This window comes from Enterobacter sp. 18A13, assembly GCF_007035975.1.
GTDB classification, from domain to species: Bacteria; Pseudomonadota; Gammaproteobacteria; order Enterobacterales; family Enterobacteriaceae; genus Enterobacter; species Enterobacter vonholyi.
Genome location: NZ_AP019634.1, coordinates 638,136 through 653,192 on the forward strand (window position 1 = coordinate 638,136; position 15,057 = coordinate 653,192).

The 15,057-nt window shown below is 52.5% G+C and carries 18 protein-coding genes and 1 tRNA gene; 9 read left to right on the top strand and 10 right to left on the bottom strand.

What is annotated here, in order from left to right; all coding sequences use genetic code 11:
* Positions 1–18: 18 nt before the first annotated feature.
* The 5 genes from FOY93_RS03060 to FOY93_RS03080 all read right to left on the bottom strand — a co-directional run bounded on the left by FOY93_RS03060 (position 19) and on the right by FOY93_RS03080 (position 2,975).
* Positions 19–447, bottom strand: coding sequence for an organic hydroperoxide resistance protein (locus FOY93_RS03060; RefSeq protein ID WP_143344623.1), 429 nt, complete (start codon positions 445–447; stop codon positions 19–21).
* Positions 448–531: 84 nt separating this feature from the next.
* A complete protein-coding gene (locus FOY93_RS03065; protein ID WP_127729540.1) occupies positions 532–984 on the bottom strand; it encodes a MarR family winged helix-turn-helix transcriptional regulator in 453 nt (150 codons plus the stop codon).
* Between the two features lie 41 nt (positions 985–1,025).
* Positions 1,026–1,667 carry a TetR/AcrR family transcriptional regulator gene (locus FOY93_RS03070; protein ID WP_111964103.1) on the bottom strand — a complete coding sequence of 214 codons (642 nt, stop codon included), beginning with the start codon at positions 1,665–1,667 and terminating at the stop codon, positions 1,026–1,028.
* Positions 1,668–1,734: 67 nt separating this feature from the next.
* On the bottom strand, positions 1,735–2,208 hold the full coding sequence (locus FOY93_RS03075) for a threonine/serine exporter (RefSeq protein ID WP_020885295.1): 474 nt from the start codon (positions 2,206–2,208) through the stop codon (positions 1,735–1,737).
* Complete coding sequence (locus FOY93_RS03080; RefSeq protein ID WP_115876516.1) at positions 2,199–2,975, bottom strand: threonine/serine exporter family protein; 777 nt, start codon at positions 2,973–2,975, stop codon at positions 2,199–2,201. The genes FOY93_RS03075 and FOY93_RS03080 overlap by 10 nt, the downstream gene beginning before the upstream one ends.
* Positions 2,976–3,384: 409 nt before the next feature.
* Here FOY93_RS03080 and FOY93_RS03085 point away from each other — a divergent pair, with 409 nt between their 5' ends.
* Together FOY93_RS03085 and bglJ are read left to right on the top strand one after the other, a co-directional pair.
* A complete protein-coding gene (locus FOY93_RS03085) occupies positions 3,385–4,122 on the top strand; it encodes a helix-turn-helix transcriptional regulator (protein WP_136195640.1) in 738 nt (245 codons plus the stop codon).
* A complete protein-coding gene (bglJ, locus tag FOY93_RS03090; RefSeq protein WP_115876511.1) occupies positions 4,119–4,754 on the top strand; it encodes a DNA-binding transcriptional activator BglJ in 636 nt (211 codons plus the stop codon). The genes FOY93_RS03085 and bglJ overlap by 4 nt, the downstream gene beginning before the upstream one ends.
* A 38-nt stretch (positions 4,755–4,792) precedes the next feature.
* Here the strand turns inward: bglJ and FOY93_RS03095 are convergent, their stop codons facing one another.
* Positions 4,793–5,251 (bottom strand): YbaK/EbsC family protein, encoded by a 459-nt coding sequence (locus FOY93_RS03095; RefSeq protein ID WP_115876508.1) that lies wholly within the window; start codon positions 5,249–5,251, stop codon positions 4,793–4,795.
* Positions 5,252–5,579: 328 nt separating this feature from the next.
* Here FOY93_RS03095 and FOY93_RS03100 point away from each other — a divergent pair, with 328 nt between their 5' ends.
* Complete coding sequence (locus tag FOY93_RS03100) at positions 5,580–6,926, top strand: PTS sugar transporter subunit IIC (RefSeq protein WP_133293741.1); 1,347 nt, start codon at positions 5,580–5,582, stop codon at positions 6,924–6,926.
* A gap of 127 nt (positions 6,927–7,053) precedes the next feature.
* Here the strand turns inward: FOY93_RS03100 and fhuF are convergent, their stop codons facing one another.
* Both fhuF and FOY93_RS03110 read right to left on the bottom strand, forming a co-directional pair.
* Positions 7,054–7,842 (bottom strand): siderophore-iron reductase FhuF, encoded by a 789-nt coding sequence (gene fhuF / locus FOY93_RS03105; RefSeq protein WP_143344624.1) that lies wholly within the window; start codon positions 7,840–7,842, stop codon positions 7,054–7,056.
* A gap of 95 nt (positions 7,843–7,937) precedes the next feature.
* The gene (locus FOY93_RS03110) at positions 7,938–9,002 is read right to left on the bottom strand and encodes a GGDEF domain-containing protein (protein ID WP_143344625.1); all 1,065 of its coding nucleotides are present in this window, start codon (positions 9,000–9,002) and stop codon (positions 7,938–7,940) included.
* Positions 9,003–9,217: 215 nt separating this feature from the next.
* Between FOY93_RS03110 and FOY93_RS03115 the strand changes: the two genes are divergently transcribed.
* On the top strand, positions 9,218–9,487 hold the full coding sequence (locus FOY93_RS03115; protein ID WP_172621901.1) for a DUF1435 domain-containing protein: 270 nt from the start codon (positions 9,218–9,220) through the stop codon (positions 9,485–9,487).
* A 41-nt stretch (positions 9,488–9,528) separates the two neighbouring features.
* On the opposite strand, the gene FOY93_RS03120 is transcribed toward FOY93_RS03115, so the two are convergent.
* A tRNA-Leu gene (locus tag FOY93_RS03120) sits at positions 9,529–9,614 on the bottom strand.
* 172 nt (positions 9,615–9,786) lie between these two features.
* On the bottom strand, positions 9,787–10,815 hold the full coding sequence (gene rsmC / locus FOY93_RS03125) for a 16S rRNA (guanine(1207)-N(2))-methyltransferase RsmC (protein WP_115876501.1): 1,029 nt from the start codon (positions 10,813–10,815) through the stop codon (positions 9,787–9,789).
* A 102-nt stretch (positions 10,816–10,917) separates the two neighbouring features.
* Here rsmC and FOY93_RS03130 point away from each other — a divergent pair, with 102 nt between their 5' ends.
* The 5 genes from FOY93_RS03130 to osmY all read left to right on the top strand — a co-directional run bounded on the left by FOY93_RS03130 (position 10,918) and on the right by osmY (position 15,038).
* Positions 10,918–11,331: a DNA polymerase III subunit psi gene (locus FOY93_RS03130; protein ID WP_143344626.1), complete on the top strand. Its 414-nt coding sequence runs from the start codon at positions 10,918–10,920 to the stop codon at positions 11,329–11,331.
* Positions 11,300–11,743 carry a ribosomal protein S18-alanine N-acetyltransferase gene (gene rimI / locus FOY93_RS03135; RefSeq protein WP_133293744.1) on the top strand — a complete coding sequence of 148 codons (444 nt, stop codon included), beginning with the start codon at positions 11,300–11,302 and terminating at the stop codon, positions 11,741–11,743. Before FOY93_RS03130 ends, rimI begins: the two co-directional genes overlap by 32 nt.
* A gap of 19 nt (positions 11,744–11,762) precedes the next feature.
* Positions 11,763–12,440 carry a pyrimidine 5'-nucleotidase gene (gene yjjG, locus FOY93_RS03140; protein ID WP_023310313.1) on the top strand — a complete coding sequence of 226 codons (678 nt, stop codon included), beginning with the start codon at positions 11,763–11,765 and terminating at the stop codon, positions 12,438–12,440.
* A gap of 91 nt (positions 12,441–12,531) precedes the next feature.
* Positions 12,532–14,121, top strand: a complete 1,590-nt coding sequence (gene prfC / locus FOY93_RS03145; protein WP_008502076.1) for a peptide chain release factor 3 — start codon at positions 12,532–12,534, stop codon at positions 14,119–14,121.
* A gap of 299 nt (positions 14,122–14,420) precedes the next feature.
* The gene (gene osmY, locus FOY93_RS03150; protein WP_039260909.1) at positions 14,421–15,038 is read left to right on the top strand and encodes a molecular chaperone OsmY; all 618 of its coding nucleotides are present in this window, start codon (positions 14,421–14,423) and stop codon (positions 15,036–15,038) included.
* Positions 15,039–15,057: the final 19 nt, after the last annotated feature.

The following is a 15,057-nucleotide window of genomic DNA, read 5'->3' on the forward strand; positions in this document are numbered from 1 at the left end:
AGCGCCATCAGGCAGTTATCACGCAAAGATGTTCAGCGTGACGTCGATGTTGCCGCGGGTCGCGTTAGAGTACGGGCAAACAATGTGTGCCGCATCGACCAGCTTTTTAGCTTCCGCCGGATCCATACCTTCAACATGGATGTTCAGCTTTGCTTCGATACCAAAACCGGTTGGCAGCGGGCCAATCCCCACTTCGCCTTCAATAAAGGCTTCTTTTGGCAGGGTAAATTTGTCGCGTGCGGCCACGAACTTCATCGCGCCGAGGAAGCAGGCAGAGTAGCCCGCAGCAAACAGCTGCTCAGGGTTAGTCACTTCTCCGCCCATGCCGCCCATCTCTTTTGGCACACCCAGTTTGACGTCCAGTACGCCATCGGAGGAGGTGGCACGGCCGTCACGGCCACCGGTGGCTTTTGCTTTGGCGGTATAAACAACTTTTTCTAAAGACATGGCAGGTTCCTCATCTTGTTTTGGTATGTGCTATTAAATAGCGTGCGATTTATATGGGTAAATAATAACGCGTAAAGTATAGCGTTACGCGCGGTGTAGCTGTTGTCGCAAAAGTTCGAGCTCCTGTTTGAGCGTCACCAGAGTGTCAGTATCACACTGCGCTGCGCAACCCACCGCATCGGGGATACCCCGTGCCTGCTGCTGAAGTTCACGTCCCGTTTCACTCAGGGTGACGGCGACCTGACGTTCGTCTTTACGCGAACGGTGACGGTTGATTAGGCCGGCACTTTCCAGCCGCTTCAACAGCGGCGTCAGCGTCGCAGAGTCCAGAAACAGCCGTTCGCCGATGTCCGACACCGTTATGTCATCCTGCTCCCACAGCACCAGCATCACCAGATATTGCGGGTAAGTCAGGTTCAGCGGTGCCAGCAGCTGCCGGTACAGCTTATTAAGCGCCAGATTTGCCGAATAGAGGGCAAAGCAGAGCTGGTTATCCAGCTTGAGCGCAGCGGTTGCGTCGTTCGTTTTCGCGTTCATGAGATGAATATAGATAGTGTACAATTTAATTGCAAGCAATTTTATGGGCAGGTGTAACGGAGCGCTACCTGAACGGCCATTTTGCGGTAGTGCTCGCGCTGAGCCTGTTCGTCTGCGCCATCTTCAAACAACAGCGTAAAGGTGTAGCTGTTGGCAACGTAGTGAAAGCTGAAGCTGCTTATCAGGCGGTGAAGATCGCGGGCGTCAACGGTCTGGCTGAATAGCTGTTTTTCTTTGCCCCGGTGCAGGATGCCCTCCAGCAGGTCGAGCGCGCTACGGTTGACCTGACGAAGATAGTTCGACTGCTGCATAAAGCGGCCGCGCTGCATGTTTTCCATGCAGATAATCCGGATGTAATCCGGATGGTCGGCATGATAGTCAAAGGTAGCTTCAACCAGATTGACCAGCGCTTCGACGGGAGGCATTCCCGCCAGGCTTAGCGCTTTTTCACTGGCGCGAATCTGAGTGTAAACATGTTCCAGGACCAGGAGATAGAGGTTCTCTTTATTCTTAAAATGGTAAACCACCATGCGTTTGGTCGTACCCGCTTTCTCCGCGATCTGCTCCATGCGGGCACCGTTCAATCCATACTCGGCAAAAAGCGCGATGGCGCTCTGAAAGATTTTCTCTTTCAGGCTAGATTCTTCGCTGTGCTCGGGGTGTTCGCTGCCAGGGTTAGCCACATCCTTTCCTTATTTTCACCAAACGGACCAGAAGGATTATCTCCACGGCAGCGAAATAACACAAATATCAAACGCGTGGGCGTTTGCGGTACAGCCACAGCCCGGGGATCGACAGCCCGATAGAGAGCGCGCCAACGATGGACGACGCCTTAAGAAAGTTGCTCAGGAGGAGGATCATCTGAGGTTCGGTGTAGCCAAAATGGCTGATTTTCACCGCGGAAATCATCGCTGTGTACGCAGATATGCCCGGGAACATCGGGATAACGGCGGCGACGGTGAACACTTTGGGATGCGCCAGATACCAGCGCGACCACTGGATGCCGATACTGCCAACCAGCATGGAAGCCATAAATGTTGACCATTCGATGTTAAAACCCGCCGTCATCATCACCATTCGCGAGCCATGCCCAATCGCGCCCAGCAGTGCACACCATGGCAACGCGCGTTGCGGAACGTTAAATACCATCGCAAAGCCGACGGCAGGAATGGCGGCCAGAAGCATGTCCTGTGCCAGCGCCAGCAGAAAATCTATCACGCCCATCCGCGTAACCCCCAGAGTGTCATGGCCATGACCACGCCGATGCAGGTCGCCAGCGTCAGCAGGCTGGCAATAGCCCAGCGTGCCAGACCTGTATTGATGTGCCCTTTAAACATGTCGGCGACGGCGTTTATCAACGGAAAGCCCGGGACCAACAGAAGCACGCTGGCGGCCATAGCAATCGTCGGGGTGCTGGCAAACTGCGGCAGGCGCAGCAGCAGACCGGAAACCGTGGTGGCGACAAACGCGGTAATACAGAAGTTAATTTGCGGATGCAGCTGTCGGTGCGTCAGCAGCTGGCGAACATACATGGCGATGCTGCTGGCGAAAAAGGTGACGATCGCACCGTCCCAGCCGCCTTTATTGAGCTTACAAAAGCAGGCGCACGACAGCCCTACCATCAACACGACAAGCCAGCGCGGATAACGTAATGGCTTAATTTGGCTGAACCTTTTTTCAATCTCCCGAAGTTCGAGAAGCTTATGTTCAGCAAGGATGACGATGTGCTGCACTTCAGTCACGACGTGCATGTTAATGCCACGGTCATGGTTTTTGCGGGTGGAGGTCAGGCACTGACCGTCTTTGATCGTGGTCAGCACAATGGCGTTGGATGAAATAGCGCTTTCAACGCTATCCATACCCAGCGCCAGTCCCAGTCGGGTGGAAAGCTCCTCAACCAGCGCGCTTTCCGCGCCGTGCTGGAGCAGAAAAAGACCGCACTGGATACATAGCCGCGTGATAGCACGCTGCGTTGACCGATCTGCCTGCATGTATTGTCCTGAAAAAGGGTGAAAGTTGCCGGTTGGCCCATAGCGATTATTTTTAACACAAAGTGCAGTGTCTCTTGCTGTGGGCCAGATCAAGGTTTATGCAAACAGTTGCCGCCCCTTAGTGCGGAAGAGGTTGGGATTAATTTATCATTTTCATGAATAATTAATATTGAAAGATAAGTTATTTATATTTAGTTATTCTAATTTTATATTGTAGTTATTTTAATGGCACTGCAATTAAATTTTGTTTCGCTTTGTGAGATATTAGTGCTGTTTAGGCATTTCTTATACTAACAATACATCTCATCTTCTACTTGTATTAACCTGCATTACACTCAGGGACAAAAATACTCATACGTTGATGCGTTTTAACGTTACTCATCAAATGAAGAATGGACACGGAGGGTCTATGTTGTCTTTGCACGGTAAGCATAGCGTTATCATCAGCCGGATACCTGTGATGCAAAACGGGTTAGGGGGCGTGATGACTCGCCATTTCCCCGATTTTGAATTGACCTATTGCAGCTCATTGCAGGAGTTAACGCTGCTCCAGCTACGCCGCGCTGACGTCATCATTGCCGACATTTCAGGCGAATACTGGAATCCTCGAGGGGCGCTTGAAGAGTATTTCAGTTTATTGAATCAATACCGGAATATTCACTGGATCTTTTTAGTTTCGCGGCCACTTAACCCTATTGCCGTTGAGTTACTTGTGCGCCCTGAAAGTACGTTGCTTTCTGATATGGAACCCATTGAAGGCCTGGTTAACGCTGTACGGGCAGGTCGCGAACGCGCAGAGCGAGTAAGCCAGATGTTGTTAACCCCGGAACCTCTAAGTTCAGAGGAGGAAAACGAACATGTTATCGCCCTCACGCACTCCGAGCGCAAGGTATTGAGACTGTTAGGTAAAGGATGGGGGATCAACCAAATCGCCACATTGCTCAAGAAGAGCAATAAAACCATCAGTGCGCAGAAAAACAGTGCGATGCGACGACTTTCATTACGCAGTAACGCCGATATGTACGCCTGGATAAACAGTACACAGGGAATGCGAGAGCTGAGTTTGATGTCAGCCTATGGAGAGTTCGAAGAATGGAAAAAACCGATTCAACAAGCCATATTGCCATCGTCGAAAATTGCACGATGAGTGCTGTTGGGCTAAAGCATCTTTTTGCGATGCCCGGCCTGAATCATTACCAACTGCATCTGTTTAGTGAATTTGACAGTTTTAAGAAAGCACTTCAGCACGTCAATTTTTTCTCGCTGATCTATTCATATTCCGATGCGCGGGAAGAGCGTCGTAGCTGCCTGGCGCACCTGCGGGATTTTGCGTTTACGCATGGTCATATCCAGCGCATCATCCTGGTCGCTGACGAGATGGAAGCAAGATTAATTAGCTATCTTTCCCCGTCACGCCTTCACGGTGTGGTTAGTAAATCGCTGACGCTTGAGCTCCTGCAGAAGGAACTCATGGTGTTGTTGAGTGAAACCTTGTGCATCAATGACAATATGATGAATCACTGGTACCGGAGTCAAAGCAGAATGTTAAGCCCAACGGAAAGGGCAATATTGCGTTATATGTCTTGCGGGTATTCCATTCCTCAAATCGCGGCACGGCTTGAACGCAATATTAAGACCATCCGGGCGCATAAGTTTAATGCGATGGTGAAGCTGGGGGTGAACTCTGACGTAGGGTTGCTCGATGCGGCAGATATTATTACCCACCTTTCGGCAAGAGAACCGCGAAGTCCGACGCTTAGCAAGCCGACCTTTTTATAACCTGCCTGTTGCGCGCCAGACAGGCTCTGGCGCATCAATCAGATGCAAACATCCACCCATTTTGCGGAAGTCAGCTCTGCCATTCTGTCAGGTGAGATACGCACAGCGCTGTGAATTGCGCCTGCGGCGGGCAGCACTTCGGCGTACTGCTTTAACGAGACATCGCAGTAAACCGCGAGTGGGTTTTCCAGGCCGAACGGGCACACGCCCCCAACGGGGTGACCGGTTATGGTCACCACTTCATCACTGCTGAGCATGCGCGCTTTTGCACCAAAGGTGTCTTTCAGCTTTTTGTTATCCAGACGCGCATCGCCTTTCGCTACCACCAGAATCACCTCATTTTTCACCTTTAGTGACAAGGTCTTGGCGATTTGTCCCGGTTCCACACGGTGGGCGGCAGCAGCCAACGCAACGGTAGCGGTACTCTGGCTAAGTTCAATGACGTCTATATCCGGCGCGTTGTCGGCAAAAAACTGCTGTACAGACTGCAAACTCATTGTTTCCTCCTGACAAATATCCTGCGTAATCTGTCATAAGAATTTATGCTCTGTAAATATCTCTTCAGTAACAAATATACCGAACGGCTGATTTCTGGATCCTCTTCACAATCACGGAAACCGGTTACAGTAACCGGTTGCAGAGCGTGATGCGTCGATTAATACTGAGTACGTAACGTCCCCTGTATCTAATAATAAGAGCAAATTATGAAACCATTCCGTCTTAGCAGTACTACTGGTACACAAGCCAGCAAGGTTGTGAAGGTGATTTATGGAACAACGTGCGGCGCAAATTTGCCCGTAACAAACGTCTGACAGGAGATCTGCCATGTCTGCCAACCATGCTGCGTTTAACCTGATATTCCGTTTTGTTGAAAATTACGTCAGCCCGATTGCCGGGCGGATCTCTTCCCAGCGTCATGTGATGGCCATTCGTGATGGGTTCATCTCCGCGATGCCATTCATGATTGTGGGTTCATTTTTGTTAGTGTTCGCATACCCGCCGTTTTCGCCTGATACCACCTGGAGTTTCGCCCGCGCCTGGCTGGATATGGCGAAGCAGTTTGAAGGTCAGATCCTGACGCCGTTTGATATGACGATGGGCATTATGTCCATTTATATCTGTGCGGCCATTGCCTATAACCTTGGCAAACACTATGTCAAATCGCACCAGTTAGACCCGTTTATGTGCGCCATGCTGTCGCTGATGGCATTTCTGCTGGTCGCGGCACCGAAAACCAAAGGCACGCTGCCTGTCGACAGCCTGGGTGGAACGGGGATTTTTACCGCGATTCTGGTGGCGATCTACTGCGTTGAGATGATGCGTTTCCTCAAGGTGCACAACATCGGTATTCGCCTGCCAGACCAGGTACCTCCGATGATCAAAAACTCTTTTGATCTGCTCATCCCTGTGCTGGTGGTGGTCTTGACGCTTTACCCTCTGAGCCTGGTCATTCAGTCTCAGTTCGGCATGCTGATCCCGCAGGCCATTATGTCGGTCTTTAAACCTCTTGTTTCCGCAGCGGATTCCCTGCCTGCGATCCTGCTGGCCGTGTTGATTGGTCATCTGCTGTGGTTCGCCGGGATCCACGGAGCCGCCATCGTCTCCGGGATGCTTCAGATGTTCTGGCTCACGAACCTCGGCGCGAACCAGACCGCTCTGGCCGCCAGCCAGCCTCTGCCGCATATTTTTATGGAGGCGTTCTGGACGTTCTTTATCGTGATTGGCGGGTCGGGCGCCACGATGGGGCTGGTGATTTGCTATCTGCGTAGCCGTTCAGCGCATTTACGCTCTATCGGTCGTTTGAGCGTGGTACCCAGCTTCTTTAACATCAATGAACCTGTCATTTTCGGTACGCCGATTGTGATGAACCCGGTGTTCTTTATTCCGTTCCTGCTGGCACCGATGGTAAATGCCGTGCTGGCCTGGGCGGCGATGACGTTTGACCTGATTGGACGCGTCATCTCAGTAGTCCCCTGGACAGCACCGGCGCCAATAGGTGCAGCGTGGGCTCTGGGCTGGGATTTCCGCGCGGCTATTCTGGTTGTGGTTCTTGCCTGCGTATCGGCAATCATCTACTTCCCGTTCTTCAAAGTATACGAGAAACAGCTGCTGGAGCAGGAAGCGGAAGAAGCGCAGCGTAACGCGGAAGAGGACAATCAGCAGGTGGCATAGGTAAAAACAAAACGGCAACGCATGTTGCCGTTTTTAGTGTTTATTCCCTCTCCTTGTGTGAGAGGATTTAGGCCAGGCCCGGTTTTGTAGGCCCGGTAAGCAAAGCGCCACCGGGCAATTCACTGCTCTACTTCAGCGTACAGTCCCCACACTGCTTAACGTCCGGCAGGCGATAGCGCTGGCAGCAGGTGCGGCGAACCAGAAGCCCATCACGGAGCACGACGGTGCGGAATAGCGGGTTGTCACGGCCATCGGAAAGCTGTTTTGCAAAGAAACAGGACTGACGCAGGGCATCAACGTTCTCATCACCAAGCAGAGGCTTCATTTCCGTTAAATACCAGTGGATTAAATAGCCCGTATTGCTCCAGATAAGCTTTGCGTTAATCTCTCCCGTCGCTTCAAGCACTTCCACCACCGGGATCAGGGCCTGGATGATAAGCTGCTCCATACGTTCCTGAGCCGTCAGGCGTTCAGCGTTCTGGTCTTCGTGGAGATCAATCCAGAAACAGGCCGCACGCCCGGTTTCGTGGAACTCGACGTGGAAATTATCCGGCGAGAGTTCCAGCATGCTCTTCTGGGTTAACAGCGCCAGCATGAGGGGGGGCACCATCAGCCCGATATACCACTGCGCCCATAGAGAGAGCAGGGGTTTATTTTCCCGCGTAAGGGTGGGCTGATTGCGATAGATATGGTCGGAATAGATAGCCAGCAGAGACCGCAGTTTTGTCGGGTGACGCCACTCTGAGAGCGTCATGGCGTGATTCGGGGGCGCTTCATCAAGCCGGATGAAGTCCAGCAGGTGGGCGCGCGTCTCCGCAATCTTATCCCGTATGGCATCCGCAAGCGAAACATTCCCGCTGGTGAGGGGCGCTCGCCAGAGGAGTGGTTCGACGATGTGTGCGGTATGCGTAGCCATAGTATAGATAGAAATCTAAATGATAATGATTGCCAATCCTAACTATTGCTTATACCAATGGCAAGACTTTTGTCCGGGTGACATCGTCGTGATGTTTAAGCCGTCTGCAGCTCTTCACTCAGCAGAATGTTATTGCGCCCCATATGCTTGGCTTCATAGAGGGCTTTGTCCGCTTTTTCCAGCGCAACTTCTACGTCTTCATCCTCGAAAATGGCAATACCAATGCTGATGGTGACGTTTGTCGCGACGCTCTCGTTAAACAGATGCGGGATTTTCAAATCGTAGACTTTCTGACGGATCCGCTCGGCCGTCTGGCGAGCATGTTCGAGAGAAATATTCGTCAACAGCACCATAAACTCTTCCCCGCCAAAACGCGCCACAATATCGCGAGAACGCACGGCGTCGCGGATTGCCGCAGAGACACGCTTCAGCGCCTGGTCGCCCATCATGTGGCCATAATGGTCGTTATAGGCTTTGAAGTGATCGATATCCATCAGCAGGACAAAATGCTCGCCATTTTCAACCGTCGGCAGATTCTCCAGACGGCTTTGCAGACCGCGACGATTATAAAGCCCGGTAAGCGGGTCCATCATGCTGAGATCGGTAAGGGTTTCTCGCTCTTCCAGAAGACGTGAGAGCAGCTCCTGAGCAAAACGGTCGTTACGTGTTTGCAAAATGTTATGAATAGCAATTGCCACCACAGGAAGTGCGAAAGAATAGGTCATTCTCAGCCATATATCGTGATCGCTTAACCACAGGCAGACAATAAACGTAGGCAGTGAATGCAGCGTAAAGGCTTTGATATTACTGGCGAATGCCAGCGTTCCGATAAAAAGCACCGTTAATAGGGCGATTAACAAATACGTCGCGTGATCGTGGGTAATTAAGGCGAATTTAGACACAATTTGCCAGGCCCACAAAATACCGAATATCCCTGAAACAACAGGAATATTTATCTTCCGCGCGCGCTTTCTCCAGTGCCAGACGAACAGGCCGGTGCTGATGGAGAAAATAGCAATAAGTGGGGCAGATAACAGGCGTACAGAATTGAGCGGATTTGTTACCGAGAACACTGCCGAGGTTGCGTTCAGAAATAAAAATAAACGTAACGACAATTGATATTTTCTGTGAACCAAAGACCGCCAGGATTGTGATGTCATAGTCGTGCGTTTTTATTAAAATTTAATTAAAACAAATAAGTAGGTGCTATATCGCAATAAAATATGAAAAAAACTCAAAGAGTAATTATCAGAAAATCTTTAGATGTTGTTAACAGGTGTGCAATTTATCACCTTAGGCAATTCCTGTCATTACGGGAAAGGTAAAGGACGATGGATTTTGATTCATTCAGCTGACAAATGATAATTCGTGTCATATGATATTGGTTATCATTATCGTTCCGAGAGGGCAGAGCATGTTGAACAGGGCGCTTGGCAGTGGTTGGGGGGTATTGCTACCGGGAGCCATTCTCGGCGGGTTGACGTTTGCCGATCTCTCCCTTGATACATGGAAAGCGATCATTGTGTCAGGACTGTTAGTCACGTCAGGCATGATCTGGCATAAGCAATTGCGCCACTTTGTTTTACTACCATCATGTGTAGCACTGGTCAGTGGAATTCTGGTGATACTGATGAGCTTGAAATAACAGGGAAAAGAAGAGGAACTACAGAAGGGATGTAAGATAATTGGTGCGAGGGGGGGGACTCGAACCCCCACATCCTAAGGACACTAACACCTGAAGCTAGCGCGTCTACCAATTCCGCCACCTTCGCATACCATCGATACTGTAAAAGTATCGTAACCACGGAGGCGCATTCTAGATGTTTTCAGCTTTACGTCAACAGAAAAGTGCGCGCGACGCCTTGATTGCTGCAAAAATGGCCGATGCAGGCGCCATGCGGAGCCGGATGGTGCTTGCACTTATCCGGCCTGCATGAGTGGAGATTACTTTTTGGCCTGACGCGTCATCACGGTACGGTAGACCTTAAAGCGGCCGGTCTGGGCGATCACTTCGTGGAAACCGAAGGTTTCGTCAAGCACTTTCGGGTACGCCAGGAAGGCGTTCGCGACAATACGCAGCTCACCGCCGCTGTTGAGGTGACGGACCGCGCCACGGATCAGCGTTTGCGCGGCTTCCAGGCTGGTCTCCATACCGTCGTGGAACGGCGGGTTAGAGATGATCATGTCGAAGCGACCGGTGACGTCGGAGAAGACGTTGCTGGCAATCACCTCGCCTTCAATACCGTTTGCGGCAAGCGTTGCGCGGCTGGCTTCTACCGCCGGAGCGCTCACGTCACACAGGGTTAAGCGCACTTTTGGTGAATGGCTGGCGAGCACGGTAGAGAGCACGCCCGCACCGCATCCTACGTCCAGCACTTTGCCTTTGGTGTGCGGCGTCAGGGTGGAGAGCAACAGCTTGCTGCCCGTATCCAGCGCGTCGCGGCTGAACACGCCCGGCAGGGTTTTGATGGTCAGGCCGTCAAGCTGGTACTCGTCCCAGTAAGCCTGCGCATCAAACGTTGTCTGTTTTTCCAGACGGCCATGGTAGAGACCACAGCGGCGAGCGCTGTCGACTTTATTCAACGGCGCGTAGCCTTCCAGCATCTGTTCAGCGCTACGCACGCCGCTGCGGTTTTCACCGACCACGAAAATATCGCAGCCGACCGGCAGCAGGGAGAGCAGGTTCATCAGCTGGAACTGGGCCTCAGGTTTATTCTTCGGCCAGTAGTAGATCAGCGTATCGCAGTCGGCAATATCGCTCTGCTCTGCCACCAGGCTAAAGCGCGCGCGCTCGCCCATCTGGCGGCTCAGCACCTGCCAGTGGTGGTAGTATTGGGTATGGGCACGGCTTTCAGCACAGTCGAAACGCGCAGGCAGGTCATCCTGCATATCTCCGGCAAACAGAATACGGCTTTCTTCGAAATCATCACTGTGACGCAGCAAGACTTCACTTGCCGGGGTAAATGCAGACATGAATTGTTCCTCAATAAACTCAGGCGGGGATTATAGTAGGTAGATGGCGCACTTTCGACACATTTGCTATATTTGCGCGCCTGAGAGACAGGAGTTTTCCCTATGACATCCCGACGAGACTGGCATTTGCAGCAGCTGGGCATTACCCAGTGGGCTTTGCGTCGCCCGACGGCGTTGCAGGGCGAAATCGCCATCTCCATCCCGGCGCACGTTCGTCTTGTGATGGTGGCGGAAGAACTTCCTGCCCTGAATGACCCCCTGATCGGTGATGTCCTTCGCAGCCTGAAGCTGACGGCCGACCAGGTTTTACCGCTGACGCCAGAGCGTGTCGCGATGCTGCCTCCTGATAGCCGCTGTAACAGCTGGCGTATCGGAGAGGCAAATGAGATCTCTCTTCAGGGGAGCCAGATCTACTCGCCAGCGCTGGACGAACTGAAAGCCAACCCAAAAGCGCGCAGCGCGCTATGGCAACAAATCTGCGAATATGAACACGATTTCTTCCCTCACGACGCCTGACCTGTCCACCGCGTTCGCGATTGAAACACGCGCCCACGCGTTTCCGTGGAGCGAAAAAACTTTCGCCAGCAATCAGGGCGAACGGTATCTGAACTACCGCCTGGACGTTGACGGCACCATGGCCGCTTTCGCGATCACGCAGGTTGTTCTTGATGAAGCGACGCTGTTTAATATCGCGGTTGATCCCGCGTTTCAGCGCCGTGGGCTGGGAAGAGAACTGCTTGAGTACCTCATCCGTGAGCTCGAAACCCGTGACGTTTTCACCCTGTGGCTGGAGGTGCGCGCGTCGAATGTCGCCGCCATCGCGCTCTATCAAAGCTTAGGCTTTAACGAGGCGACAATCCGCCGTAACTACTACCCCACCGCAGAGGGACGTGAAGACGCCATTATCATGGCTCTGCCGATTGGATAACGAATATAAGGTTGTAACGATGAAATGGGACTGGATTTTCTTTGATGCCGACGAAACGCTGTTTACGTTTGATTCGTTCGGCGGCCTGCAGCGGATGTTTCTCGACTATAGCGTGACCTTCACCGCTGAAGATTTTCAGGACTATCAGGCGGTAAATAAGCCGCTGTGGGTGGATTACCAGAACGGTGCCATCACCGCGTTACAACTTCAGCACCAGCGCTTTGACGTCTGGGCGGAACGCTTAAAGGTCAGTCCGGGGACGCTGAACGATGCGTTCCTGAACGCGATGGCCGATATCTGTGCACCGCTGCCGGGCGCGGTTTCCCTGCTGAATGCGTTGAAAGGCAAGGTGAAACTGGGGATCATCACCAACGGTTTTACCGCCCTGCAGCAGATCCGCCTTGAGCGCACCGGCCTACGCGATCATTTCGACGCGCTGGTGATCTCGGAAGAGGTTGGCGTGCCGAAGCCGGATCCGCGTATTTTCGACTACGCGCTGGCGCAGGCCGGAAATCCCGACCGCGATCGCGTCCTGATGGTGGGTGATACGGCAGAGTCAGATATCCTGGGCGGCATGAAGTCAGGTCTGTCAACCGTGTGGCTCAACGCGCATGGCCGCGTGAAGCCTGAAGGCATCGAGCCGACCTGGACCGTCACGTCGTTGAACGAACTGGAGCAACTCCTGTGTAAACAATGATTGCCTGCCCCCCGTTGATGGGTAAAATAGCCGCAATTTTGTATTCCATGATGCGTGGCGTGCTGCCGCGCTTATAAAAGAAGATTTAATTATGACGTTGTCTCCTTATCTGCAAGAGGTGGCCAAGCGCCGCACTTTTGCCATTATCTCTCACCCGGATGCCGGTAAAACGACCATCACCGAGAAGGTGTTGCTGTTCGGACAGGCGATCCAGACTGCGGGTACCGTTAAAGGCCGTGGTTCCAGCCAGCATGCAAAATCCGACTGGATGGAGATGGAAAAGCAGCGTGGTATTTCGATTACCACCTCCGTGATGCAGTTCCCGTATCACGACTGCCTGGTGAACCTGCTGGACACCCCGGGCCACGAAGACTTCTCCGAAGATACCTACCGTACCCTGACGGCGGTGGACTGCTGTCTGATGGTGATCGACGCCGCGAAAGGTGTAGAAGACAGGACCCGTAAGCTGATGGAAGTCACCCGTCTGCGCGATACGCCGATCCTCACCTTTATGAACAAGCTCGACCGTGACATCCGCGATCCGATGGAGCTGATGGATGAAGTAGAAAACGAGCTGAAGATCGCCTGTGCGCCAATCACCTGGCCAATTGGCTGCGGTAAGCTGTTCAAAGGGGTGTATCACCTTTATAAAGACGAAACTTACCTGTACCAGACCGGTAAAGGCCACACCATTCAGGAAGTGCGCATTGTTAAAGGTCTGGACAACCCGGATCTGGACGCGGCGGTTGGCGAAGAGCTGGCCGCGCAGCTGCGCGACGAGCTGGAGCTGGTCAAGGGCGCGTCTCACGAATTCGACAAAGAGCTGTTCCTGAGCGGCGAAATTACCCCGGTCTTCTTCGGTACCGCACTGGGTAACTTCGGCGTTGACCACATGCTCGACGGCCTGGTGGAGTGGGCGCCGCAGCCGATGCCGCGCAAAACCGACACCCGTGAAGTGGAAGCAAAAGAAGAGAAGTTCACCGGCTTCGTGTTTAAGATTCAGGCCAACATGGATCCGAAACACCGTGACCGCGTGGCCTTTATGCGCGTGGTGTCCGGTAAGTATGAAAAGGGCATGAAGCTGCGCCAGGTGCGTATCGGGAAAGACGTTGTCATCTCCGACGCGCTGACCTTTATGGCGGGTGACCGTTCGCACGTTGAAGAGGCCTATCCGGGCGACATCATCGGGCTGCACAACCACGGCACCATCCAGATCGGTGATACCTTCACCCAGGGCGAAATGATGAAGTTCACCGGTATTCCGAACTTCGCGCCGGAGCTGTTCCGTCGTATTCGTCTGCGCGATCCGCTGAAGCAGAAACAGCTGCTGAAAGGCCTGGTTCAGCTCTCCGAAGAGGGCGCCGTGCAGGTCTTCCGCCCAATCGCGAACAACGATTTGATCGTTGGCGCGGTCGGCGTGCTGCAGTTTGACGTGGTCGTTGCGCGTCTGAAGAGCGAGTACAACGTGGAGGCGATTTACGAATCGGTGAACGTCGCGACTGCGCGCTGGGTTGAGTGTTCTGACGTGAAGAAATTCGAAGAATTTAAGCGTAAGAATGAAGTTCAGCTGGCGCTGGATGGTGGCGATAACCTGACCTATATCGCGCCAACGATGGTGAACCTGAACCTGACGCAGGAACGTTACCCTGACGTTCAGTTCCGTAAAACCCGCGAGCACTAATCCCCTCTCTGAGCACGGCTTCCGCCGTGCTCTTCTTTAATTCCTGTCTTATTAATCCCTTGCGGAATGTTCTTAATTCAACGCAATTTCACGCTATTCGCGCGTTTTTTGCCCAATTCTGAAAGCGGCTCTGTGAGAGTGATCTATATTTAACTCAGTGTTTAACACCGGGCGTGGATAAATTAACTGTTCAATGCATGACTTTAGGTTATCCATTTTGCCCGCGTGTTTATTCGCAATATATAAAACTACTAAGGAAGTATGCAGCCCGAATAACGGGTCAACACAGGAATAGATCGATGAATATGACAAGACTGAAGATTTCTAAAACTCTGCTGGCTGTAACTCTGGGTAGCGTTCTGGTGAGCGGCTCCGCCCTGGCGGAAAGCAGCACCATGGATAAAGCACAATCCACGGCCGATAACGCAGGGCAAAAAATCGATAGCTCTATGAATAAAGTCGGCAACTTCATGGATGACAGCTCAATCACAGCAAAAGTGAAAGCCGCACTGGTGGATGATGAAGCCATTAAGAGCACCGACATTTCCGTTAAGACCGACAAGAAAGTGGTCACGCTGAGCGGCTTTGTCGAAAGCCAGGCTCAGGCTGAACAGGCGGTAAAAGTGGCGAAAGGCGTCGAAGGTGTCGCCTCCGTCAGCGATAAGCTGCACGTCCGTGACGGCAAAAACGCGTCGGTGAAAGGTTATGCCGGTGATGCAGCCACCACCAGCGAAATCAAAGCTAAACTTTTAGCGGATGACATCGTGCCGTCCCGTAAGGTGAAAGTAGAAACCACCGATGGCGTGGTTCAGCTTTCCGGTACGGTAGATTCGCAGGCGCAAAGTGAACGTGCCGAGTCCATCGCGAAAGCGATTGACGGTGTGAAAAGCGTTAAAAACGATCTGAAAACGAAGTAAATCTTGACCATTCGCCCGT